Source organism: Clostridium paraputrificum AGR2156, assembly GCF_000424025.1.
Taxonomy (GTDB): domain Bacteria; phylum Bacillota; class Clostridia; order Clostridiales; family Clostridiaceae; genus Clostridium; species Clostridium paraputrificum.
The window spans coordinates 275,055-299,236 of the sequence record NZ_AUJC01000001.1; the positions used below are offsets into that span (position 1 = coordinate 275,055).

Sequence of the window (24,182 nt, forward strand, 5' to 3'; positions counted from 1 at the left end):
TTATTTCTTCTTTACTACTGGAATTTCAATTTTAGGATTTTTCTTAGATTTCTTATATAAAACAATCTTACTTCCAATTGCTTGAATTCCTTCTGCCTTAATCTTCTCACAGATGTAGTCAGAAGCTTCTCTTGTTTCAAGTCCACTGTTTTCAAGAACCTTTATTTTTATTAATTCTCTCTTTTCTAAAGCTTCTTCAACTTGCTTTAAAAAAGTTTCTTCAATTCCATTTTTACCTATTTGAAATATAGGTTGCATATCGTTAGCTAAGCCTCTTAAATAAGCTCTTTGCTTTCCTGTTAACATTTATGTTCCTCCTAAATTACATTAAGTACTCAAATTCAAAGTCATTTAAGTTAACCATATCTCCGTCTTGAATACCCATTTCTCTTAATTCATCAAGTACTCCCTTATTCTTTAATACTTTATGGAAGTATCTTAATGAGTCTGCATCATGTACGTTTACTGCACTTAATAATCTATCTACGAAGCTTCCAAATACATAATAAGTATCGTATTCTTCACCTTCTTCAACTCTAATTTCATAAGTAAATTTCTTTTCTTCTGGTATATATCTTTCATCTTCAGCTATTTCAAGTTCAGTTATTGGAATTTCCTTAAGCATTCTAGCTGCTTCCTTAATAACATCATCAACACCATCTCTTGTAGCTGCTGACATTTTAAATACCTTATCAAAGCCTAATTCTTGTACCTTCTTTTTGAAGTTTTCAAAAACTTCTTCGTCATATAACATGTCAGTCTTATTAGCTACAACAATTTGAGGTCTATCCCAAAGCTTAACTGAGTAATTCTTAAGTTCTTCATTAATCTTTACAAAGTCTTCAAATGGGTCTCTACCTTCTATTCCTGATATATCAACCACATGTATTAATAATCTAGTTCTTTCAATATGTCTTAAGAACTCTAACCCTAAACCAACACCTTCTGATGCACCTTCTATAATACCTGGAATATCTGCCATAACAAATGGTTCTACTCCATCAGCTGCAACAACACCTAAATTGGGTTTTAAAGTTGTAAAGTGATAGTTTGCTATCTTCGGCTTAGCTGCTGTAGTCATTGAAAGGAAAGTTGATTTACCTACATTAGGAAAACCTAATAACCCAACGTCAGCTAAAAGTTTAAGTTCTAATACAATTTGCATTTCTTCTCCAGGCATTCCTGGTTCAGCAAAGTGTGGTGCCTGTCTTGTAGGCGTAGCAAACTTAGCGTTTCCTTTTCCACCCTTACCACCTCTTAAAAGAACAAATACATCATCCTTATGTGAAAGGTCAGCAATTACCTTATTTGTTTCAGCTTCTCTAATAATAGTTCCCATTGGAACAGTTATATAAAGATCTTCTCCATTTTTACCATAACATTTTGATGTTGAACCCGCTTCTCCATCTTCTGCTATAAACTTCTTTCTATATTTAAAATCAAGAAGAGTAGTGATTCCAGTATCTACTTTAAATACAATACTTCCACCTTTTCCTCCATCTCCTCCATCTGGTCCACCTAATGGGACATACTTTTCTCTTCTGAAGGAAACAGAACCATTACCACCCTTACCAGACCTTACAAATATCTTGGCTTTATCTATGAACATAATCTCACCTATCCTTATGTAAAATCTTCTTTATTTATCTATTGTTTCTTATTTATCACCTTATTATAACATGAACATATATATAATAAATTAAACAAATATTACAAAATTATCTTTATGTGCATATTACTTAAAAAAAGCACCCTGAACCAGGGTGCTTTATTTAACAAATTATTCAGCTATTGCTTCAACGTCAACTGGGTAAACAGAAGCTCTCTTCTTGTCTCTTCCCACTCTTTCGAATCTAACAACACCATCGATCTTAGCAAATAAAGTGTCATCTCCACCTTTACCTACGTTTAGACCTGGGTGAATCTTAGTTCCTCTTTGTCTTACTAGTATATTTCCAGCAAGCACGAATTCACCGTCAGCAGACTTAACACCTAATCTCTTAGATTCTGAGTCTCTTCCGTTCTTTGAGCTACCTACCCCTTTTTTGTGGGCAAATAATTGAAGGTTCATTTTTAGCATGGATTACACCTCCTCTTTAATTAAAGTAATATATTCTCTACGTTTCTTACTACCAAACATTTCATCCAAGCTTAAGATTGTACTCTCAATGCTTTTCTCAAAGGTTCTTAAAAGAACTTGAGATTGCTCTATTTCTTCTTGGGTGAACCCATTAAGATCTAGGGCAAGATATCCATCCCTTATTTCATAGTTTACATTAAGTTTTAACACTTCATCTAAACCTATAACCACACTTTGAGATAAAACTGAAACTGAGTTACAAACCATATCGTAAGCATCTCCAGCTAAAATAGCTTCTCTCCCAATTAGAGCATGATTATTAATTCTAAAGGACATTATGTTTTCGTTTTTAGATTCAATCCTAATTTCTATCATAAGAATTAAGCTTCGATCTTTTCTACTACTAACTTAGTATAAGGTTGTCTATGACCATTCTTTCTTCTGTAGTCTTTCTTTCTCTTATACTTGAAAACTGTTACCTTCTTAGCCTTACCTTGAGCTAATACTTTAGCAACAACCTTAGCACCTTCTACTAATGGAGCTCCAACCTTTAAAGTTTCTCCTCCAACAGCAAGTACTTCAGTTAATTCAACTGTTGAATCAACAGCAACGTCTAGCTTTTCAACGAAAAGAACGTCTCCTTCTTGAACTCTGTATTGTTTTCCACCTGTCTTTACTACTGCGTACATTAAAAACACCTCCTCATAACGGTCTCGCCACTATAGGTACAAAACTATTATGTTTTGTTTATAAAAAACCTGTGCGTGTGCGGTTTACTGTACTAGTCTATCATAATTTAAAAATATTGTAAAGCAAAAAGTAAGTTTATAATAGTTGAAAAAACAAAGTGAATTGGGATAATGAAGTTAATTAAGATAATAACAGTACGTATAATTTTTTTATCAACATTTATATCTATTATCCAACTCTATTGCTCTTTTACTATTCTCTTCTCTTCAGTATATACCTTACTTTCACTTTTTTTAATTTCATGTACCTTATTAAATACGTATAGGCTTGGAAGTAGTATTATTAAAATTGCAGCTGCAATTCCTGCCCTTATATCAATTTCTATCTCATAGTTCCAAACCCTTGAAATAATATTAGGCTTTTTATTTTGAATGTTGTTAAAAACTTCTTTTTTAAACTCAGGAGTAGCCTTTATTTCTATAAATTCATCTTTCATAAAATTCTTAAACTCTTCATCAAATCTATCCATTTAACACTTCACCTCCAGCACATTTTTTAATAAATTCCTTTCCACGTCTTAATCTAGTTTTTACAGTATTCTCATTACATTCAAGAACCTCTGCAATCTGAGATATCTTCATATCTTCAAAATAAAACATATATAAAGGAACTCTATAGTCTGTAGGAGAATTAAATAACCATCCTCTTATTTCTTCCCTAGAATACTTATTTAAAACTATTTCTTCAGTAAGCTCTTCATTAGGAATGTTTCTATTAAGTTCTTCTTTAACTATCTTTCCATTTTTCTTTAAGTAAGAGAAACAAGTATTAATAGTTATCTTATATATCCAAGTATAAATAGAGGAATTCCCTTTAAATCTATCTAGATTTTTATATATCTTCAAAAATACTTCTTGAGCCAAATCTTCACTTTCATTCAGATCCCCTGTTTGAAGATAGCAAAGTCTTATAATCGAATTACTGTATTCTTCAACTATATCTTCAAACACATTGTCCTTATTAAGTTTTATATTATCTGTTAATCCTTTAATTTGATCACAACTACTCATATGCATCACTACCCCACCATATAAACCCACTCTTATCTCTCTTCTTTAAGCCTTTCATCGTACCATTCTACTGCTTAATCATACTTTCCTTGAAACATTAATCATCCCAATTACTTCTCCAACTATCAAACCAATTTTTTTCAACATCCTCAATCCCTATATCTTTTAATTTATCATAGTATTCATTATACTTTTTTATACTTTCTTCCTTGTCTAAGTTTATATACGCCCAATCACCATAGTACCTAATAATCGGATATAAAAATTCTCTACTACAATTTCCTTTTTCTATTTCTTCTTGATACCATTTAATTCCCTCTTCTAATTTACCTTTCTTTAACAGTTTGTCTCCTTCATTTAATATCTTTTCAGGATTTTTATACCTCAAAGCATCATATGAGGTTTCAGCTAACACTCTTCCAGCTTCATCTTTATAAGTTAGATATATATAAATATCTGTTTTCTTTATGGTTCCTAAATACCCAAATCCAAAATCTCCACCATCATCACCTAATGCAAAATTTTTCATTAAGAAACAACCATTACTTAAGGGAAGCCTTACTTTCCAATCTCCATTTATAGTACTCTTATAAGTGACTACGCCTCCATTTCCGCAAGACACATCTATATATTTTGCATTTTTTACCTTTGGTAAGTTTATTGTAAGCCATTCCTTACTTATATCTAGAACTTCTTTATTTATATCCATATATTCTAATATCTCATAGTCAACCACAACATCTTCATCCCCAACTTTTGTAGTTGTAACATTATGAACTCTTTCATTATTTATATCTTCTTTAATTTCATTAAGTTGGGCATTTTGGAGTAAATATCCCTGAATAGTTAAAGTAACATCATGTTCCCCTTTTGATACACCTATGAATTCATAATATCCATTTTCATCTGTATATACCCTTTGAATAGCTTCATCACTAAGATTTGAATAATATCTATTTAAGTTATAAACATCTTCTACCCCTAAAGCTATTCTTTGATAGGGAACTCCTTTCCCATTCTTAATTATTCTTCCTGATATTTTTTTATCTCCCCCATCTCTTATTGTAAATGTAGTCTAGCATTTAAAATCTATATATTTTAACGGTTCCAAATTCTTCTCATCATAATCTAGACTATGATTTTTAAAATCATCATTTTCGCCAAAAACTCTTCTATATTCCTCATTATAAATCTCAGCATTCTTATAATTATATAAAATATTCAAATATAAAACTTGAAAATTATCGTCATTAAAATTCTCTTTACACAGTTCTAAAGCTTCATCTGTTTTATATTTTTTTGCAAGAATTATTACTTTATTAATTAATCCTACTCTTCTAACATCAATATTATCTGAATTTATAGCATAATTTATATACTCCATCGCCTCTTTAGTATTATTTAATATTACTAATGTGTTTATAAGCATACTTAAATTCTTACAATAATATTCATCTTCTTCTCCTTTAGATACCCCCCTCTTATAATTCTCTATAGCTTTATTCACTCTTTTTTCATCACCTATAAATCCATTAAACATTCCAAAGCTTGCTTTATAAATATTATCTTCCAGTATATTGTAATACCCAGTTGCTATATCATAATATGTCTTCCCATTATTTGAAGTCACTTTCGGTACTTTAGAATACAATTCCATAATAGCTGTCCCATAGTAACTCTTTTTGTTATAATATCTCTCATTTCTTGTATTAATTAAACAACTTGCTATCGAATATAGAACAAACGGAAACAATATAAATATGGAAATTAAGATCATGCATAAATGTCCAACCTTTATTTTCACCTTATATTTCTTCATCGTTAAAGCCCCTCTCATTTTTCTTCTTACTTGGTTAGACTAAGCATTTCAGAAAAAGTTTCACTTTAAAAAATTATTTCTTCTTACGTTCCTGCATTCTTTTAAAACAAAAAAACTCGCCATGAAACATGACGAGTTTAAAATTCAAACTATTGTTTTTGCCATAATGCTGCTACATTAGTTGGCTCCCATCCTGGTAAAGATGTGTGAGCCTGTCTACAAACATAATTGCTTCCATTATAACTTACTATATCACCATTTTTATATGCTACATAAGCTGCCCAAGCTTGGACCTCTGGTGTGTAGTTTTCTACTACAACAGTTACTTTATTTGATATAACAGAATTTGCTCCTTCATAAAGAACAACTGTGTAATTATAGCTACCAATCTCTTTATTTGTGATTTTTTTTGTAAGAGTTACTTGTTCACTATTACCAGCATTTAATGTACCTGAAGCTACTTCTATACTTCCTTCAAGAATTTTATAACTTGTTGCCTTATTATATTCAGGAACTATAGCTGATAGAGTATAATTTCCATTATTAACAGCGCTAGCTGATAATGTTGCAGCTTTTAATGTAAGTTCTGGTTGAGGTTCTACCTTTACTACTACCTTATTTGATGCTACAGAATTAGTGCCATCATTTAAAACCATAGTATATTCATATTGTCCATTTTCTTTATTGCTTAAACTCTTTGTAATTATAGTATCCTTAGAATTTCCTGCTGTTAATGTTCCTGTAGAAATTTCCATTGTCCCCTCTAGAATCTTATAACTTGTTGCAGTATTTCTTGATGGTACTGTAGCTGTTAATGTATAACTTCCATTATTAATATTGCTAACAGAAAGAGTTGCAGCCTTTAATGTATTTTGAACTGGAGTTAGTTTATCAAAGTAATCTCTATAATTATTAGAAAACTCAAAATTATTTTTAGCATCCCAATTAATAGACCATGTCATTAAACCTCTGAATCCTGGATATCCTTTACCATTAGCTAACTTATAACTTCCACCATATGATACACCTTTAATTAAATAATCTAATGCTTTCTTCATTTCTGTTGGATTTATATATCCACCACTTGGTGCAGCAGCCTGAGTTGCTGGCAATCCAATCATAACTTGGTCTTCTCTTAAAGCTGGGAACATATTATTACTATTACCTGCTATAGGAAATCCATATAAAAGCATTTCTGCCATTGCTACTTCATAATCTGCTGTTCCTTGTGTATATGTGACACCATCTAATCCTTGATTACCACCAGCATTATAATGTTGTACATGTATATAAGTTAATTTGTCTCTTAATCCATATATTATTGGAAGATAAGCTCCCCAAATATTTCCATAAGCAGTAATTCCACCTTGAACATAAGCTGTTTCTGGAGCCATACTTATAATAAAGTTTGATCCATATTTATCAGATATTTCCCTTACACCTGAAATAAGATTAACTATTTGTGGTGTTTTAGGATTCTTGAAATCTGTATCTGATGCTTGTAATGATATACCGGATTCTAAGTCTATATCCAAACCATCAAAGCCATATTTATCTACTAAACCACATATTGACTTAACAAATTTTTCTTTAGCTGTTGCATCTGGTAGTAATACTACACCATTTTGTCCACCTATTGATAAAATAACTTTTTTACCTTTGCTCTTAATGTACTGAACATCTGAAATAAACTGTTCTTCATCATAACAAGGTGTAAATTCAACTACAGCTCTATCACTATATGTTTCTCCAAAAGCTACGTTTATAACATCCCATTTATCTGACACATCCCTCAAGTTAATAATTCCTGTGCCATTATCAAAGTTATGCCAATATCCCACAAGTAACCTCTCTCCTAAGCTTTGTGCTGCACTAACTGCCTTAATAGGAATAATTGATACAAATAGTAATACAGCAGCAAAAATTGATACTAGTTTTTTACACTTTCTAGTCATAATATACCCTCTCCCTTTTTAATTTTTCATATTTTTTTAATATGTATTCTAAGACAGCTATTCGTATTAGCTAGCTATTTTAAATATTCCCACTAGTCAATTCACTATATTTGTACTAAATAAATTAGATTTTTATGCTTCTACAATTATTGATTTTTTGTGAACTTATAAAAGATATATATTTAGTAATATTTTTAGATATCACTAAATATGTTTTATTGATAATCATATAAAGATAAGGGGTTGCTTTATGTTTAAAAAATTTCTTAATTCAAATGTGAAATTTCTTATTTCTATAACTCTTTCAGTTGCTCTTTTCTTACCTCTAATTCCAGCTACACTTACCTCTGCTTCAACATCTTCTGTTCCTAAACATGTATTAGTTGGTTACTGGCACAACTTTGAAAACGGTTCAGGTACAATAAAACTAAGAGATGTTTCTGATAACTGGGATGTAATTAATTTATCCTTTGGTGAACCTACATCTGTAACTTCTGGAGATATCCAATTTAAACCTTTTAATGCTACAGAAGAAGAATTTAAATCTGATGTAAAATATCTACAAAGTAAAGGAAAGAAAGTATTACTTTCAATTGGTGGTCAAAACGGCCAAGTTCAATTAAAAGATGCTACTGCAAGAGATAAATTTGTAAGTTCTGTATCTAATATAATTGACACTTATGGATTAGACGGATTAGACATAGATTTTGAAGGTCATTCTTTATATCTTGACCCAGGTGACAAAGACTTTAAAAATCCTACTACTCCAGTTATTGTAAACCTAATTAGCGCTTTAAAAGAATTAAAAGCTAAATATGGTGATAACTTTATGCTTACTATGGCTCCCGAAACTTTCTTTGTTCAATTAGGATATACTTACTATGGTGGTTTAAATAGTTATGTTGATTCTAGAGCTGGTTCATACCTACCTGTTATTTATGCACTTCGTGATTCTTTAGACTGGCTTCAAGTTCAATACTATAACTCAGGTGCTATAAACGACTTAAATGATAAATCCCAAACTATGGGCTCTGCTGAATTCTATGTTTCATTAGCAGATATGCTTTTAACAGGATTTAATGTTAATAAAGACCCTAATTACTTCTTCCCTGCTTTAAGAGAGGATCAAGTAGTTATAGGGGTACCTACTTCATCTTATGCAGGTAATGGATGGGTTTCAAATAGTGAAGTTGAAAAGGCAATTACAACATTGATGAATGGTGGTACTGTTGGTAGTTATACTGTAAAAAATGCTCATCCTAACTTAAGGGGACTTATGACATGGTCAATAAATTGGGACAAATATGCTTCTTATTCATGGTCAAATCATTTTCGAAAGTACTTTGATTCTTTAGCACCACAAACAAATACACTTAAAGCGCCTACTTTATCCGCTAGTTCTGTACAAAATGGTAGATTTACTTTAAGTGCTAAAGTTCCTGCTTACAACACTGCTACATCCTATAAAATATTAGAAGATTCAAAGGTAATATCATCTGGCACTTTAGTTGCTGGCCAATCCAAAGAAGCCTCTATAAATTATGAAGTTAAAAATAAAGCTGATGGAACTTATAAATATAAAATTGAATTATCAGACTCTGCTAGTTCTGTAAATTCAAACGAAGTAACAGTTACTGTAAAAGCTCCAACTCCACCCGCTTTAAAAGCAGCCACTATATCTAATAGTGAATGTAAAAATGGAAATTATACAATTTCCATAGAAATTCCTGATAATAACTTAGCTACTTCTTATAAGTTATTTGAAAATAACACTGAAATTGCTTCAGGTAATCTTTCTTTAAATGAAAATACTCAAATAATAACTAAATCTATATCTAACAAGCCTGAAGGAACTTATAACTATAATGTAGTGCTGTACTATGAAAACTCCTCTATTAACTCAAATGAAATAACAGTTAATGTTCCAAAATATGAAGTAGAGACTCCTACTTGGGAATCTTATACAACCTATAAGGTTGGAGATATAGTAACTTATGCAGGTAAAGAATATAAATGTATTCAACCTCACACTTCACTAAATGGATGGGAACCTAGCAATGTACCTGCTTTATGGATTGCAATTTAATATATAAAGAAATCCCCGTCATATTTATATGACGGGATCTTTCTATAATCTTATTTTGCTCTTCTTTTTCTAAACATTACAGTTGCAACACCTAGTGATGCTCCTGATAAACCTATAAGACTTAATATAGGAGTCATATCTCCAGTCTTAACTAATTCACCTTCACCAGGCTTTGTTTCAGGTTTTACTTCTGGTTTTGGCTCTGTAGGTACTACTTCTTCTCCAAAGCCATTAATATTAAGTTCCTTTGCTATTTGTGCAACTAAAGAATTATCATAGTCAGCACTAAATTCCCAGAACATAGTTCCACCTAAATTATTATCTTTAACATATTGAGTTTTTGCAGAAAGCCCTTGTGGTTCAATAAAGCTCATAACAAAATATTCTTTTCCATCTGTATGCTTATATGTTACATACATAGCTTTAGCATCATTATCCCAATGTTTATAGAATCCATCTGATTCCTTTAAATTCTTAACTGCTGATAGAACTGGTGTTGGATCAGTTTCATCCATTGGGAATCCAGCTCTTATAAGGGCATCTTTTATAAAACTTAATTCGCCATCTAATTTATCACTAACCAATTGTGGTATGCCAGCACTAAAGGATAATCCAATATTTATCTTTTCAGATGGACATCCATTTTCTAAATATAATTTAACTGCCATATCAGTATTGTAATCATCATAATCAAATTCAGTTTTCCATGTCTTTGAAGCATATAAAGCTGAATCAAAATAACATGAACCATATCTAAAGTCATATGTCATAATGTTTATATAATCTAACAAAGGAATTACATCTTGGAACTCTGTCCAACCACCATTTGAAAAATTAACATTTGCAGAACCAGCTATTGTTAATAGCTTATCATCACCTATAGCATTTCTTACTTCTTTTAAAAGTAAAGTAAAGTTTTGTTTATCTTCTGGTCTAGATTTTATTACTCCCCATCCACCATTAACAGGATATTCCCAATCTAGATCTATTCCAGCTAGTCCATATTCATCAATAACATTCTTACAAGATTGAGCAAAAGTCTTTCTTCCTTCCTCTGTTGCTGCTGCATCTGAGAAACCTCTACATTCCCATCCACCAACAGACAATAAAACCTTTAAATCAGGATTTTTTCCTTTTAAGACATCAATTCTTGAAAGGTCACTTGCTACCTTTTCAGGTAAATAAATTGTGTGTAGTAAACTGTCATCAAATTCATGTGGAACTTTTACATCTGGGTTAGTTTCATCTCCAAGTTCTTCATATTCCCTATTGTAAATAAGACCAAAGGAATAGTTTAAGTGAGTAATCTTTGTAACATCCAATGTATCAATGTCACAATTTCTCTGGAATACATACCCTACATTCCTGTATTCCTTTTCTTGTGTAGCAGCTTTAGTTGGAACAGCTAACATACTTCCAGCTAATAATGTAAAACCTGCTACAGATGCCACAAATACTTTTAAAAAGTTTTTCTTCATTAAAGTACCTCCCACATATTATAAATTATATTTACATATATATTGTAAACTATTACAAATTCTTTTACAATATTTACCACATATTTTTTTCTTTATAAAAAACAACTTCAAATAATATCCAAATCCTGAAGTTACACACAATTTAATTTCCCGAAAAATAAAAAAGAAACCACCTTACGGTAGCTTCTTCTTAATCCTGTTAGTTCTTAATAAGGTACTTACTTACGTTAGCTTTCTGATTCTTAAATATTAATGGTTCTAAAGTGTATCCTTCAACTTCATCAATATAGTTTAAATATATCCCTTTATCTAACCCATCTATTTCTTTTAAGAAAGATAGCATATCTCCTTTTATCATATCCTCATAAGTTTTATTAATCTCTATAAAGAAATCATTAATTCCATTTTCACTGTAAAATCTAAGAATCTCATTTCTAATTAATCCTTCAAGATATGATAGCTTTAATAATCTTCCACTTCCTTTGCATAAAGTACATGATTCTTCCATATACTCATAAACGCTTTTACCTATTCTCTTACGAGCAATTTGTACCAGGTTTAATTCAGTAAATGGGAATATTTTTACGTTTCCACCATCATCCTTAAGCGCTTCTTTAAGCTCTCTCATAACTATAGACTTATGAGCTTTATCTCTTAAATCTATAAAATCTATTACTATTATTCCACTTAAATTTCTAAGTAAGATTTGTCTACCAATCTCTTTAGCTGCTTCCACATTGGTTTCTAATATAGTCTTCTCAAAGTTTCTTTCCTTAATATTTTTGCCAGTGTTAACATCAATAACATACATAGCTTCAGTTTTATCAATAACAATTGATCCACCACAAGGAAGCACAACTTTATTATGCCTAAGCTTTAATAATTCTTTTTCAATCTCATATGCATCAAATAAGGCTCTAGTATCTGTATACAATACTATTTTTGCATTTTCATCATCTTTAAGATAATTCTTTGCAAATTCATAATCCTCTTTATTATCCAAGATAACTTTAACAGGATCCACAGAAATTTTATCTCTTAGCACCTTGATTAAAGAAAGATTTTCTCCATAAAGCTTACCTAAATTAGAAGAATACTTAGCTTTTCTTTGTATATCTTCATACTCATTAAGAAGTACTTTTCTTTCATGCTTAAGTTCTTCAATACTAACATTAGCTGCTTCTGTTCTAACTATAAGCTTTCCATTTTCTATTTCCTCTAATTCAGCAAGGATAAGCTCTTTTTTAACCTCATCCTTGAATCTTTTAGAGAACTCTATTCCATATCCATCACTTTCAAGTACTAAATACTTTGATGGAATACCAAACTTTACACTTATTTTAGCACCCTTATCATTAATAGGCTCCTTTAGAATTTCAACTATGATTTCTTCACCCTTCTTAATGCCTCTAGCTTTAAGTTCATTACTATAATAAAGATACCCTTCCTTATTTAATCCTAAATCTACAAATATGGAGTTAGTTGCAGAAACTATATTTTTCACTCTTCCCTTATAGATTTCACCTATTACTGGTTCACCATTTTCCTCTTCTACAATACACTCTTGTAATTTACCATTTTGCCTAATGGCAATTCTTAGGATATTCTCTCTTCTTTCTATAAATATCTCTTTCATATAATTAACACTTCCTATACACAGTTATATAGTGGTACTAACTTATTACCCTTTTCAAAATACATTTCTTCTCTCTTTATATCTACAAAAGCCTCTTCATCTACATTAGAGGTATGTTCTTTAATGTATTTAGCTAATAAATCTGCTGATAAATGTTCTCTACTTCCTGACTTAACTACAGTATTTATAACTAAAGCTTCATCCTTAACCCAGAATTTAAATTCATAGATGAATTCTTTAATATTAACTTCTTTTTCAGCCTTTTTACTCTTCTTTAAAGTAATCCATTCATTCTTTTCAAATAAAGCCTTAACTTCCTCTTCAAGGTCTTCAACACTTGTATAGTTTATCTTTATAGTATATCTACAAGCATCTATCATAGCCATAGCTTGTGGCATCTTCTTCTCATTTGGCTCAGTTGGTGGAATTTGAGTTGCTGTCATAAACTTAATTCCTGAAGCTGATTTTTCATTTAATCTATCTATAATTTCTTGTACATCCATCTCTTCAACTAAGATTAAATCCATATATTCACCACTTGAATATACTCCAACACCTAAAGGTTGAGCTATAGATAAAGCCATATGCGGATTAAATCCTTGTGAATATTTAACTGGTAATTCAGCTCTTCTTACAACCTTTTGTATTGTTCTCATTATATCTAAGTGAGAAATAAATTTTATATTACTTTCTTTAGTATACTTTATTAAGTATCGCACCCTCAAAACACTCTCCTTCTTTGAAGTTTACATTTACTCCACATCCTGTACATCCTTTTCTACAGTTTTGAGTAAGCTCTGCCTTTTTAGCCTTTTCGTTTTCTCTTTCAAGATACTTTCTTGTAACTCCAATATCTATAAAGTCCCAAGGAAGTATTTCATCGTATCCTCTTTCTCTATAAGCAAAGAAATCTCCATCAACATTACACTCTGCTAATGCTTCTTTCCATATATCAAAGCTGAAGTATTCAGACCATCCATCAAACTTAGCACCCTTTTCAAATGCTTTAATTAATACTTCACTAAGTCTTCTATCTCCCCTTGCAAATACAGCTTCCATATATGAAGTTTTTTGCTCATGGTAGTTGTAGTGAATGCTTCTTGATTTTATTGAACCTTTAACTGCATTTATCTTTTCATCTACTTCTTCTAATCTAGCCATTGGTGCCCATTGGAATGGCGTAAATGGCTTTGGAACTAATATAGATGTACTTACTGTAATACTAAGTCCCTTAGCTCTCACATTCTTTGGAAGTGCAAAATATTCATCAGCCATCTTTCCTGCTAAATCACCAATACCAGCACAATCTTCTAATGTTTCATATGGCAACCCAATTATGAAATAAAGCTTAATCTTGTTCCATCCTGATTCAAAAGCATTTCTAGTAGCTTCTAATATTCTTTCTTCAGTTAACCCCTTGTTAATTATGTCTCTCATTCTTTGAGATCCAGCTTCAGGAGCAAATGTTAATCCTGTTTTCTTAACCTTTTGGATTTCTTTAATTAAATCTACTGAGAAAGCATCAACTCTAATAGAAGGTAGGGCAATTGCAACCTTATCCTTTTCATGCTCTTCCATTAAATCATGGATAAGTCCTTCAATATCAGAGTAATCACATGTACTTAATGAAGAAAGTGAAACTTCTTGATATCCTGTACTCTTAAGCATATTTCTAGCTTGCTTTACTAAAGTTTCCTTTGATTTTTCTCTAACTGGTCTATAAATCATACCAGCTTGACAGAATCTACATCCATTTGTACAACCTCTGAAGGTTTCAAGAACTATTCTATCGTGAACAATTTCTGTATAAGGCACTATCATGTTTTCTGGGAATGATACTCTATCAAAGTTATTTATTATTCTCTTTTTAACAACTGCTGGAACATCATCATACTTTGGCTTAAAGCTCTTTATTGTTCCATCTTCATTGTATTCCACATCATAAAGTGAAGGTACATATATACCTCCAATCTTTGATATCTCTCTTAGGAAAGCCTTTTTGTCCCACTTTCCTTTCTTGTACTTGGCATAAACCTCAAGTACATCATCCATCATTTCTTCACCTTCACCAATTTCAAAGAAATCAACTATTCCAACTAACGGTTCTGGGTTGTAGGCACAAGGTCCCCCTGCCATAACTAAAGGTTCATCTTCTCCTCTTTCTTCTGCTCTTATAGTTACCCCTGACATATCAAGCATATTTAATATGTTTGTATAACTCATCTCATATTGAAGAGTGAAACCTAATATATCAAACTCTTTTAATGGAGTTTTAGTTTCTAATGTACATAGAGATATATTATTCTTTCTTAATTGCTCTTCCATATCTGGCCATGGAGCAAATACTCTTTCACAGTATGTATCTTTTCTTTCATTTATAGTATGATATAGTATTCTTGTTCCTAAGTGAGACATCCCCACTTCATAAACATCTGGAAAACAGAATGCAAATCTAATATCTACTTCTTCTGGATTTTTAATTATTTCATTTAATTCTCCACCTACATATCTAGCAGGCTTTTCTACTTTACATAGAATGTGATCTGTTATTTTATTCATTAATAGATCCTCCTAAGTTTATTTACATAATTTATTTCATATCTTCTAATTCTATCATAAAGCTTAGTGGCTTTCAAAAAGAAAAATAAGACAGCGTATAATTTGGATAAGAAAGATTCCAAAATTCTTTAAAGCAAATTTTCGATTCAATTTCTATAAAATTTAAAATACAAAAAATACATATTCAAATATTGTTTTAAATATAAAAAGAAACAAATATATAAATATATAAATATATAAATATGGACCTAAATCCAAACAAAAAATTCTGCCTAAGCAGAACCTATCCTTATCTTTATTATTAATATTATTCTAATCAACTTATTTTTTTCTATAATTATTCGTGATGGAATCTTTCTTCTTACGTTCTTTAAAAAGTATTTTATTATTCTATTGCTTTAAGATTGTTAAATAAGAAACTCCCCTCTTCTTTTATTTCCTTTTCTAGCCTTCTAGGATGTTCAATAAACTCATCCTTATTTTCATCCAAATATTTGTTTATTAAATTTAATTGTTCAATTAGTAAATTCATGCCTTCCATCTTTTTATTATATATACCATCTATAATATCTGCCGTTATAGCTTCATATATATTTAATTCATCCCCACCAAAACTTTTTACGCCCACTTCTTTTATATAACTTTCTATATTTTCTACTGAAACTCTTGTATTTAGCTCTAAATTATCTGGATACTCACACTCATCTCTAATCCCCTTACACATCTTGCCTAAATAATCAAAGTTATCAATTAATCTTTTTGAAGATATCTTCTTTTTATCATTTATAGCAATTCCAAGCAATATATTAAGAGAAATTGATACTATAAGAACTATTATAAGAAAAATTGTTTTTCTCTTACTCATATTTCTCCCACTCCTTAATATTACTACGTACAAATTTCATATTTTCATTTAGAGAGTTAAGTCTACAATATTTAATTATCATGTATATATTTAAAAGTAATGAAATTAGCAAAATTATAAAAAAAAGAGAAACTGCATAGCAATTTCTCCACCTTATCTATATTAACTATTCTTACCTTATTATCTTAAGGAAGTGTATTTCCTGCTGCCTTAAATATATCGTACCATTCTTTCCTTGTAAGAACTATATCTGATGCCTTACAAATTTCCTTTAATCTTTCTACATTTGTAGTACCTGCTATACCTTGCATCTTAGCTGGATGTCTTAAAATCCAAGCCATAGCTATTGTTGTATTTGAAACCCCATATCTAGCTGCAATTTCATCAATTGTCTTATTTAACTCTGGGAACTTATCATTATTTAAGAAAACTCCTTCAAAGAATCCATACTGGAATGGTGACCATGTTTGTATTGTAATATCATTTAATCTACAATAATCAAGAACACTTCCATCTCTATTTATTCCTGCTTCATTTTCCATATTGACATTTAGTCCTGTTCTAATCATTCCTGAGTTAGTAACACTTAATTGAAGTTGGTTAAAGACAATCTTTTGATCTAAGTACTTTTGTAATAATTCTATTTGAAGTGAATTATGGTTAGAAACCCCAAAGTTTCTTACTTTTCCAGAGTTCTTTAATATATTAAACGCCTCTGCCACTTCTTCTGGCTCTACTAAAGCATCTGGTCTATGAAGTAAAAGAGCATCTAAATAATCAGTTTTTAGTCTTTTTAAAATTCCATCTACTGATTCTAAAATATACTCCTTAGAAAAATCATAGTTGCCATCCTTTTGATTTATTCCACACTTTGATTGAATGAACATCTTTTCTCTTAAAGAACTATTCATTCCTATAGCTTCTGAAAAAATTTCTTCAGACTTCCCTTTTCCATATATATCAGCATGATCAAAGTAATTTATTCCTTCATCTAATGCAGTCTTTACTAATCTTTCAACCTCATTGTTAGTAAGACCTGCTATTCTCATACACCCTAAAGATATTTGCGATACTTCCATATCTGTATTAGCTATTTTTATTTGCTTCATTTATATAACCTCCATCGCCTTTGAAAATGTTTTCTTTTATAGCTTACCACCATATATATAATTAAAGCAACTAAATTCTGTTCTTTCTAGTAATGTATATATAATTTATATAACAATATAAAATTAAAACTATAGGGATAAGTATTGCCCCTACAGAATATCCCCCAAAAAATTGAAATACCTTCGTAGATATTAGCTTATATGATATTAATTTTATCCCATCACCGCCTCCATTAACCCCCAATATTATTCCAATAAATATAATTACTCTCATTATTATTGAAACAGCTTTTTCACTAATCTTTACATCTCTAATTACCATAAATATATTTAAAATAAATGCCATTATTATAAAAGATACATATAATCCTCTTGCCCCTATTACTAAAGCATTACTTGATTGAATTACATACATAACTATAATTATAGGTGAAAAACCTACTAAAACTAACAGTTGTCTTATAAAGATACCAATTTGTATATCTTCCTTCTTTATAGGTAAATAATCTCTTATCTTTTCACCTTGAAATTTTAAATTCTCCCTATATTGACTATATTCAACCAGCAAAACTAGAACAGCACAAAGTACAACCAACATATACGCGTTAAATATATTTTCCATTAAAGGATTAGAACTGCTTAAGACATCTATAACCTTAATCCATCCTACAAGAAAAGATGCCCCTATACAAAAAAATTCAACTATATAAAAAACTACTCCATTTTTTAATCCACCTGAAACTACTCCTAGAAAATAAGGATTAAAATACTTTTTCCCCTTTTTTTCATTAACTATATAGGTGTAACTATAATAAACAGAGTAAAGTATAATGCCCATAACTACTATAGCTGCAGATCCCCTACTTCCAAAAAACTCTGGTATTGCCATGGAGCTTAAGGTTTGCAGTATTTCATTAGCTCTAACATTTATAATATCAACTTGTGGAACTCCTATATCTATAATTATTATAATATTCAACACAAATAATAGGATAAGTAGTAATCTATTAAGAATTTTTATTCTCTTACAATCTTTACCTAGGCTTTTATGGATATTTTTTTTAGTTATTAAATACACTACAAATATAGAATATAAAATTATTATTCCTTTTAATCCAGGCATCTCATCTCCAGATTTAAATAAGAATAACATTCCTATAGATGAAATAACTGTTCCAATATTAATTAACATTCCTATAAAATTTACAATAAAATAATCTCTATCCGTTATAGGTAAAACTTCTGATATTTTGCTCTTTCTACCAAATACAGGTCTATCCCCTATGTTTAATGAAATGCTAAGCAATATAAGTAGAACTCCACTAAAATTAAATTGAATAATATATTCATTTTCCCAAGGTTCTAAACTCCTCATCCCTATAAAAACTATACAAATACATATAAACAAATTTCCTATATTAGTTAATATACTTGCTCTTAAATCCCCACTTATTCCCTTGTAATAATCTAAACTAAGATACTTCCTCATAGTTTATTTCCCCCTCACCATAAACTATAGCATTAGATTTTTTATATGAATTAAAACAACTAAAAACAGCTATTACTATGCCTGCACTATACATTATTGACTTATCTACTATATTGAATTTATCGCTTTCTATTCCTAAGTAATAAAATACGATAGCTATCATTACCATTAATGCTGGAATTAATAATGCTCCATCTTCTTTATTATTTCTCAATCCCCTATCTGAATTTAAAAACAATAAAATATTTAATTCTATTATTACAACTGATAATTTATATATAAAATATCCTAGTTCAAGTTCTCCCTTATATGCTAATCCCACTCCCCCTAAAATAAACCCTAATATTACCTGAACATATGAATTTATATATTTAAGTTTTAAAATATCCTGTGTTTTCATAGGAAGGGTAAATAATAAATTATATTCTTTTTCTGTAATTAAAAGTGCAATTACTAATGGAAACATTACTACAACTAATTCTAACCCTGAATTATTTATAAATAACACTAGTGCAAATCCCATTATTCCAAGCAATGGACTAGGTAGAAAACCTTTCTTTGCTAATGTAATGTATATTTTTAATAAACTCACTATTTATTCACCCCTCTTTATATACCTGTCTTCTTACATACCAATAGTTAAAAATAAATATTAATATAATGATTGCTAATCCTAACCATAGCCCACTTTCACTTCCCCCAAGACTTTTAATAAATCTATTATTAAAAGATGAGTTAAAAATATAAAAAATACTTTCATCACCTGTAATTTCGAATATTATTAAGGGAATCAAATAAGGGGTTAACATTAAAATAAGTCCAAATATATTTACTAACTTTTCCCCTATACCTCTCTTTAAAAATCTAGCAATGTTTTTTACTGTAAAAAATAACAGTGCCATTATTATAAAAGCTGCTATTATTCCCCTTACTTCTATAATCAAAGAATTTTCCATCTTAATATTAAACATACCTATATAAGGAATTAGTAATAATAAAAATGCATATCCAAAGCTTAAAAATCTACTTATTACCAACTCTTCTTTATTTATAGGTAGAAATGTACTCATTTTAGTTATTTGACACTCATACTTTTGCTTTGGCAAAACCCAGAATACTACAAAGAAAACACTTGTAGATATTAAAGAAATAATATCTACAGCCTCAACTAAAACATTGAAATTTTCTGCATATACTTCTGAAAATAATGAAAACTCATAAATATTCTTAAAGGTATATTTAATAACTTTCATACTTACAATGCTTAAAATTAAATAAAGTATTAGATATAAATTAATACTTGTTCTCCCCTTGCCATCCATAGATAAATTCATAGTATATAACACTCTCTTAATTCTATCCTTCACTTTGCCCCCTCCAAATCAGATATTATTAATCACCTTATTGGGTAACTTTTTATGAAATTTAGTACTTATATACCTGTCTTTTTACATACCAATAGTTAAATATAAAATAAATACTAAACAATACTGCCCCTACAATAACACCAACGCTCTTATTACCTAAGGTTTGAACAAAACTACTTCCATGAATTGTATTTACTATATTATTAATTTCATCTTCATAATTAATTAAACTAAATAATGCTGGAATTAAATAAATTAAAAGTACCAATATAAAACCAATTATTTTTACTCTTTTATATGGCTTCTCATTTCTAAAGAATCTAGTTATATTTATAAAAGTTAGATATATAAATATTAAAATCATAATTACACATAACATTCCTCTTATACCCATTCCATAAAAGTTATTTATATCAATAGCATATAAGCTAAAATATAATACAAGAATTGATATTGAAACCAATAATAAATTAATAACTCCTTCAAGAAATATTTCTCCTTTTTTAGCAGGAAGAATTTCAAATATTTTTGATAACTTGTTATTGTTTTTTTGTGTAGGTAGAGCCCATTGTATAATTGATACAAGAACACCAGCAAATGGTGAATACATACGAAGTAAATTATTTAATATAAAACTATTATTTATAATGAATTCATGCTGAATATCATAAGCAATTGAATCAAACTGCATTTTAAAAAACATCATTCCCAAAAGGCATACTATAAATAAACAGACAAAGGATACAATATTCTTATTTCCATCAGTTACAAAATCCATCATTAAGGCTATTCTCTTAAATCTTCTCTTCATTTCTTATTACCCCAAATATGAAATGATAAGAAATTTTCTATATTAGGAACTATAGTTCTTAAATTCTTTAATTCTCCTACTAATTTTTCTCTTTTAATTAACCCCTCAAAGGAATTATCCCACTTTTTTATACCTATAAAGTCATCTTCATAGCCAACAATCTCAGATAAATCTCCCTTAACTATAGCAAAACTTTCTTGGATATTATCCATAGAATCAAATTCTAAAACTCTTCCTTCATGAATTAATGCTATATAGTCTGCTACCTTATCTAAATCAGAGGTAATGTGAGTTGATAAAATAACAGATTTCTCCCCATCTCCTACAAAATCTCTAAGCATATCAAGAAATTCTAGCCTTGCTACTGGATCTAACCCTGATGTTGGCTCATCTAAAATTAAGATTTGAGGGTCATGTGCTAATGCTAAAGCTAACATAGCTTTTGTCTTCATACCAGTAGATAAATCTCCACACTTTTTATTCATATCTATACCAAACTTCTTTATATACTCCATATAAACCTTGTGATCCCACTTATCGTAGAAAAACTCAAAGGTTTCTTCATGTTCTTCAATTGTTTTATTCTCTATAAGATAACTTTCTGCTGGTACATAACCTATATTGTTCTTTACAAAAACCTCATCTTTAATATTATCTTTTCCTAGAACTCTTATTTCCCCTGAAGCCCTTTTATAACTGTTTAGAATAAGCTTTAATGTAGTGGTTTTTCCAGCACCATTTTGACCTATAAATCCTAAAACTGTTCCTCTTGGAACACAAAATGATACATTTTTCAAAGAAAAATCCTTAAACTCAATACTTAAATCCTTAATCTCTAATAAATTCTCCATAATTTCAATTCCCCCTCAAAATCTTATTAACCCTTTTAATTATCTCTTCTTTTGTACACTTACCATCTAATAATTTCCCTACTATATCATCAAGTTCACAAAATAACTTTTCTTTATTTTCATTAATTAATTCTTCATTATCCTTAACTCTCACAAAGGTGCCTACCCCCGAAACAGAATATGTTATTCCGGCCTTCTCTAATTCTAAATAAGCCCTTTTTATAGTAATAGTACTAACATTAAGCTCCTGAGATAGCTTCCTAACAGAAGGTAGTAAATCGTTTTCCTTTAGACTACCATCTATAATTAAATCCTTTATTCCTTTTACTACTTGTTCATACATCGGCAAATCACTTGTATAATCTAAAATTATTTTCACTCATACACCTCCTTAAGTGTGTATACCATATATTCACACTATACACCCTTTATACAGTTTTTGTCAACACTTCAATTTTTAATTAATCCAATATAGTAGTTATATAAATAATCTGTCAATTAGGAGAACTTACAAAAAAAATAGAGAAATTGCAAAGCAACTTCTCTTTCTAATCTTTTTTATTCTTTTTACTTACTAATAGTTCCTCAAGGGTCATGTTACCACTTTCCTTCAAGGTCTTTATAAGTTCGTCTTCATAAATTATTCCTAAAAGTCTCATATCATCATCTAAAACAAAAAAAGAATTAAACTTATTCCTATCTACTAGGCTTAAAACCTTAATTAAATCTCTCTTGTAATAGACAGAAATACTTTTATTCTCTATATACCCATCACTAATTAACCTTCTACTCTTTCTTACTATACTTCCCATAATTATATAAATAGTTTTTTCGTTCTCTAAGAAGGTTGTATATGTTAATAAAACTGATGCTAAAAGCAAACTAATATTGACCTTATGTATGTATATTGTTAATAAGAAACCTATCATAATAAATGCAGCTACCATAAAACTAGCTCTTACTAAAAGTTTCTTTGCTTTTTTATATAAGATTTTCTTACTTAAAAGTATCTCATATATTCTTACACCATCTAAAGGATACGCTGGCAACATGTTAAAGAAGAGTAACCCAAGATTTATCCATATGCTACTTTCAACATTTAATCCATATTCACTCTTTAAAAATATTAATACCATTGCTGAAACAAAGTTAAACAGGGGTCCAGAAACATATAAAATCAGTTTTCTATTTTCTGATAAATCATCGATATCATCTATCTCTGTTCCTGCCCCTGTTATATGAATTTTAAAACTACTTAATCTTAGCCCAAAATTATTTGCTACTAAGATATGAACTGCCTCATGCAGTATAACCCATATAAAACCAACCAACATTTGCTTATTTAAAGTACAAATTACTAATAAGAATATAAATTCTAATATTAGCTTCTTTCTTTTTCTGTCCATTTAAAACTCCTAAGGATTGCTAACAACTAAACGCTCTTTAAGGATGAAAAATCCATCATTTCTACTGGATCTTTTTCAACCCCCATATAACTTATCTTATATACTATTCCTTTAGTTCCTTCAGAGTCTAACACCCCTGTTTTACCTATTAACTGTCCCTTTTCTACCTTATCTCCTTCTTTAACATCAACGGTAGAAATTAATCCATAGTATGTCTCTATACCATTTCCATGGTCAACTATTATATGTTTTTCATCTCCATCTTCCTTAATTTCTCTTATCTTTCCATCAAAGCTTGCAATAACATCCATTTCACTATCTGTCTGTATTATAATTCCTACATTTTCACCTGATAAATGAGATACTGTCCCTACTACTGGTATTACATAGTTATCCTTTATATCTTCTTTAAGAGTTTTATCACCTGTTACAAAACTCTTAAAATTATCTATATAGTCTAAAATGTTTTCTTTATAATCCTCCACCCCAGGTATATTCATGGCCATTACTGCTTCTTCAACATCAAAATTCTTATCTAAAGCTTCTCTAGTTACAATATACGCTTCTTTTGCACCCTCTATAGGAATCACCCTTATTCCCATAAAAATCATCAAAAGGATTAAGGCTCCAGCAAGTTGAAAAATAAACTTTTTTACAAACCTATTTTCTATTCTATTATTACTACTTTTTCCTCTTCCTAAATAATCATAAGAAGAAGCTGGTTTAGGTGTTTTCCCCGGTACCTTATTCCTTAAGTTTTTATAGTATTTCTCGTATTGCGACTTGTACTCTCCCATCTCTTTCCTCCTAGTAGTTTTACTAATAAATTATATTTTCACTATATGGTTAATATTCCTATGTCATAATTTAACTCAATTTTTTAGAGAAAAGTTTAATAACTTTTAATAAAA

25 protein-coding genes are annotated in these 24,182 nt (G+C 29.8%); 1 reads left to right on the forward strand and 24 read right to left on the reverse strand.

Features of this window, described 5'->3' with window-relative positions; translation table 11 throughout:
* From yhbY to G594_RS20475, 10 genes are all read right to left on the reverse strand, one after another.
* Positions 1-306, reverse strand: a complete 306-nt coding sequence (gene yhbY, locus G594_RS0101290; RefSeq protein ID WP_027096896.1) for a ribosome assembly RNA-binding protein YhbY — start codon at positions 304-306, stop codon at positions 1-3.
* 16 nt (positions 307-322) lie between these two features.
* Positions 323-1,609, reverse strand: a complete 1,287-nt coding sequence (obgE, locus tag G594_RS0101295; protein ID WP_027096897.1) for a GTPase ObgE — start codon at positions 1,607-1,609, stop codon at positions 323-325.
* A 171-nt stretch (positions 1,610-1,780) separates the two neighbouring features.
* Complete coding sequence (rpmA, locus tag G594_RS0101300; protein WP_027096898.1) at positions 1,781-2,080, reverse strand: 50S ribosomal protein L27; 300 nt, start codon at positions 2,078-2,080, stop codon at positions 1,781-1,783.
* A 3-nt stretch (positions 2,081-2,083) separates the two neighbouring features.
* On the reverse strand, positions 2,084-2,455 hold the full coding sequence (locus G594_RS0101305) for a ribosomal-processing cysteine protease Prp (RefSeq protein WP_027096899.1): 372 nt from the start codon (positions 2,453-2,455) through the stop codon (positions 2,084-2,086).
* Positions 2,456-2,460: 5 nt separating this feature from the next.
* Positions 2,461-2,769, reverse strand: coding sequence for a 50S ribosomal protein L21 (gene rplU / locus G594_RS0101310; RefSeq protein ID WP_027096900.1), 309 nt, complete (start codon positions 2,767-2,769; stop codon positions 2,461-2,463).
* A 239-nt stretch (positions 2,770-3,008) separates the two neighbouring features.
* Positions 3,009-3,299, reverse strand: a complete 291-nt coding sequence (locus G594_RS0101315) for a hypothetical protein (protein ID WP_027096901.1) — start codon at positions 3,297-3,299, stop codon at positions 3,009-3,011.
* The gene (locus G594_RS18145) at positions 3,292-3,840 is read right to left on the reverse strand and encodes an RNA polymerase sigma factor (protein ID WP_070098151.1); all 549 of its coding nucleotides are present in this window, start codon (positions 3,838-3,840) and stop codon (positions 3,292-3,294) included. Before G594_RS18145 ends, G594_RS0101315 begins: the two co-directional genes overlap by 8 nt.
* Before the next feature lie 97 nt (positions 3,841-3,937).
* Complete coding sequence (locus G594_RS0101325) at positions 3,938-4,549, reverse strand: hypothetical protein (RefSeq protein ID WP_155849274.1); 612 nt, start codon at positions 4,547-4,549, stop codon at positions 3,938-3,940.
* A 366-nt stretch (positions 4,550-4,915) separates the two neighbouring features.
* Entirely contained in the window at positions 4,916-5,659 is a 744-nt protein-coding gene (locus G594_RS0101330; protein WP_027096903.1) for a tetratricopeptide repeat protein, read from the reverse strand.
* A gap of 149 nt (positions 5,660-5,808) precedes the next feature.
* Positions 5,809-7,614: a carbohydrate-binding protein gene (locus G594_RS20475; RefSeq protein WP_081663490.1), complete on the reverse strand. Its 1,806-nt coding sequence runs from the start codon at positions 7,612-7,614 to the stop codon at positions 5,809-5,811.
* Between the two features lie 250 nt (positions 7,615-7,864).
* Here G594_RS20475 and G594_RS20435 point away from each other — a divergent pair, with 250 nt between their 5' ends.
* Positions 7,865-9,700 carry a carbohydrate-binding protein gene (locus G594_RS20435; RefSeq protein WP_034865799.1) on the forward strand — a complete coding sequence of 612 codons (1,836 nt, stop codon included), beginning with the start codon at positions 7,865-7,867 and terminating at the stop codon, positions 9,698-9,700.
* 50 nt (positions 9,701-9,750) lie between these two features.
* On the opposite strand, the gene G594_RS18155 is transcribed toward G594_RS20435, so the two are convergent.
* From G594_RS18155 to G594_RS0101410, 14 genes are all read right to left on the reverse strand, one after another.
* Positions 9,751-11,178: a glycoside hydrolase family 18 protein gene (locus G594_RS18155; RefSeq protein ID WP_051195872.1), complete on the reverse strand. Its 1,428-nt coding sequence runs from the start codon at positions 11,176-11,178 to the stop codon at positions 9,751-9,753.
* 199 nt (positions 11,179-11,377) lie between these two features.
* Positions 11,378-12,814, reverse strand: a complete 1,437-nt coding sequence (locus G594_RS0101350) for a ribonuclease E/G (RefSeq protein ID WP_027096905.1) — start codon at positions 12,812-12,814, stop codon at positions 11,378-11,380.
* A gap of 14 nt (positions 12,815-12,828) precedes the next feature.
* The gene (locus G594_RS0101355; RefSeq protein ID WP_027096906.1) at positions 12,829-13,533 is read right to left on the reverse strand and encodes a TIGR03936 family radical SAM-associated protein; all 705 of its coding nucleotides are present in this window, start codon (positions 13,531-13,533) and stop codon (positions 12,829-12,831) included.
* Positions 13,508-15,373, reverse strand: a complete 1,866-nt coding sequence (locus G594_RS0101360; protein ID WP_027096907.1) for a TIGR03960 family B12-binding radical SAM protein — start codon at positions 15,371-15,373, stop codon at positions 13,508-13,510. The genes G594_RS0101355 and G594_RS0101360 overlap by 26 nt, the downstream gene beginning before the upstream one ends.
* Before the next feature lie 385 nt (positions 15,374-15,758).
* Positions 15,759-16,238 (reverse strand): hypothetical protein, encoded by a 480-nt coding sequence (locus G594_RS0101365; RefSeq protein ID WP_027096908.1) that lies wholly within the window; start codon positions 16,236-16,238, stop codon positions 15,759-15,761.
* 185 nt (positions 16,239-16,423) lie between these two features.
* The gene (locus G594_RS0101370; protein WP_027096909.1) at positions 16,424-17,347 is read right to left on the reverse strand and encodes an aldo/keto reductase; all 924 of its coding nucleotides are present in this window, start codon (positions 17,345-17,347) and stop codon (positions 16,424-16,426) included.
* Positions 17,348-17,417: 70 nt separating this feature from the next.
* On the reverse strand, positions 17,418-18,836 hold the full coding sequence (locus tag G594_RS0101375) for a hypothetical protein (RefSeq protein WP_027096910.1): 1,419 nt from the start codon (positions 18,834-18,836) through the stop codon (positions 17,418-17,420).
* Positions 18,820-19,428, reverse strand: a complete 609-nt coding sequence (locus tag G594_RS0101380; protein WP_027096911.1) for a hypothetical protein — start codon at positions 19,426-19,428, stop codon at positions 18,820-18,822. Before G594_RS0101380 ends, G594_RS0101375 begins: the two co-directional genes overlap by 17 nt.
* A 7-nt stretch (positions 19,429-19,435) precedes the next feature.
* On the reverse strand, positions 19,436-20,203 hold the full coding sequence (locus tag G594_RS0101385) for a hypothetical protein (RefSeq protein WP_027096912.1): 768 nt from the start codon (positions 20,201-20,203) through the stop codon (positions 19,436-19,438).
* A 58-nt stretch (positions 20,204-20,261) separates the two neighbouring features.
* Entirely contained in the window at positions 20,262-21,014 is a 753-nt protein-coding gene (locus G594_RS0101390; protein WP_027096913.1) for a hypothetical protein, read from the reverse strand.
* Complete coding sequence (locus G594_RS0101395) at positions 21,011-21,865, reverse strand: ABC transporter ATP-binding protein (protein ID WP_027096914.1); 855 nt, start codon at positions 21,863-21,865, stop codon at positions 21,011-21,013. Before G594_RS0101395 ends, G594_RS0101390 begins: the two co-directional genes overlap by 4 nt.
* Before the next feature lie 4 nt (positions 21,866-21,869).
* Positions 21,870-22,244 (reverse strand): GntR family transcriptional regulator, encoded by a 375-nt coding sequence (locus G594_RS0101400; RefSeq protein WP_027096915.1) that lies wholly within the window; start codon positions 22,242-22,244, stop codon positions 21,870-21,872.
* Positions 22,245-22,413: 169 nt separating this feature from the next.
* The gene (locus tag G594_RS0101405; RefSeq protein WP_027096916.1) at positions 22,414-23,271 is read right to left on the reverse strand and encodes a site-2 protease family protein; all 858 of its coding nucleotides are present in this window, start codon (positions 23,269-23,271) and stop codon (positions 22,414-22,416) included.
* Between the two features lie 26 nt (positions 23,272-23,297).
* Positions 23,298-24,068 carry a M23 family metallopeptidase gene (locus G594_RS0101410; RefSeq protein ID WP_027096917.1) on the reverse strand — a complete coding sequence of 257 codons (771 nt, stop codon included), beginning with the start codon at positions 24,066-24,068 and terminating at the stop codon, positions 23,298-23,300.
* Between the last annotated feature and the right edge of the window lie 114 nt (positions 24,069-24,182).

Bases quoted from the DNA above. Each gene is read 5' to 3' on its own strand.
- yhbY (WP_027096896.1), bottom strand. From the start codon at position 306: ATGTTAACAGGAAAGCAAAGAGCTTATTTAAGAGGCTTAGCTAACGAT.
- obgE (WP_027096897.1), bottom strand. From the start codon at position 1,609: ATGTTCATAGATAAAGCCAAGATATTTGTAAGGTCTGGTAAGGGTGGT.
- rpmA (WP_027096898.1), bottom strand. From the start codon at position 2,080: ATGCTAAAAATGAACCTTCAATTATTTGCCCACAAAAAAGGGGTAGGT.
- G594_RS0101305 (WP_027096899.1), bottom strand. From the start codon at position 2,455: ATGATAGAAATTAGGATTGAATCTAAAAACGAAAACATAATGTCCTTT.
- rplU (WP_027096900.1), bottom strand. From the start codon at position 2,769: ATGTACGCAGTAGTAAAGACAGGTGGAAAACAATACAGAGTTCAAGAA.
- G594_RS0101315 (WP_027096901.1), bottom strand. From the start codon at position 3,299: ATGGATAGATTTGATGAAGAGTTTAAGAATTTTATGAAAGATGAATTT.
- G594_RS18145 (WP_070098151.1), bottom strand. From the start codon at position 3,840: ATGAGTAGTTGTGATCAAATTAAAGGATTAACAGATAATATAAAACTT.
- G594_RS0101325 (WP_155849274.1), bottom strand. From the start codon at position 4,549: ATGGATATAAATAAAGAAGTTCTAGATATAAGTAAGGAATGGCTTACA.
- G594_RS0101330 (WP_027096903.1), bottom strand. From the start codon at position 5,659: ATGAAGAAATATAAGGTGAAAATAAAGGTTGGACATTTATGCATGATC.
- G594_RS20475 (WP_081663490.1), bottom strand. From the start codon at position 7,614: ATGACTAGAAAGTGTAAAAAACTAGTATCAATTTTTGCTGCTGTATTA.
- G594_RS20435 (WP_034865799.1), top strand. From the start codon at position 7,865: ATGTTTAAAAAATTTCTTAATTCAAATGTGAAATTTCTTATTTCTATA.
- G594_RS18155 (WP_051195872.1), bottom strand. From the start codon at position 11,178: ATGAAGAAAAACTTTTTAAAAGTATTTGTGGCATCTGTAGCAGGTTTT.
- G594_RS0101350 (WP_027096905.1), bottom strand. From the start codon at position 12,814: ATGAAAGAGATATTTATAGAAAGAAGAGAGAATATCCTAAGAATTGCC.
- G594_RS0101360 (WP_027096907.1), bottom strand. From the start codon at position 15,373: ATGAATAAAATAACAGATCACATTCTATGTAAAGTAGAAAAGCCTGCT.
- G594_RS0101365 (WP_027096908.1), bottom strand. From the start codon at position 16,238: ATGAGTAAGAGAAAAACAATTTTTCTTATAATAGTTCTTATAGTATCA.
- G594_RS0101370 (WP_027096909.1), bottom strand. From the start codon at position 17,347: ATGAAGCAAATAAAAATAGCTAATACAGATATGGAAGTATCGCAAATA.
- G594_RS0101375 (WP_027096910.1), bottom strand. From the start codon at position 18,836: ATGAGGAAGTATCTTAGTTTAGATTATTACAAGGGAATAAGTGGGGAT.
- G594_RS0101390 (WP_027096913.1), bottom strand. From the start codon at position 21,014: ATGAAGAGAAGATTTAAGAGAATAGCCTTAATGATGGATTTTGTAACT.
- G594_RS0101395 (WP_027096914.1), bottom strand. From the start codon at position 21,865: ATGGAGAATTTATTAGAGATTAAGGATTTAAGTATTGAGTTTAAGGAT.
- G594_RS0101405 (WP_027096916.1), bottom strand. From the start codon at position 23,271: ATGGACAGAAAAAGAAAGAAGCTAATATTAGAATTTATATTCTTATTA.
- G594_RS0101410 (WP_027096917.1), bottom strand. From the start codon at position 24,068: ATGGGAGAGTACAAGTCGCAATACGAGAAATACTATAAAAACTTAAGG.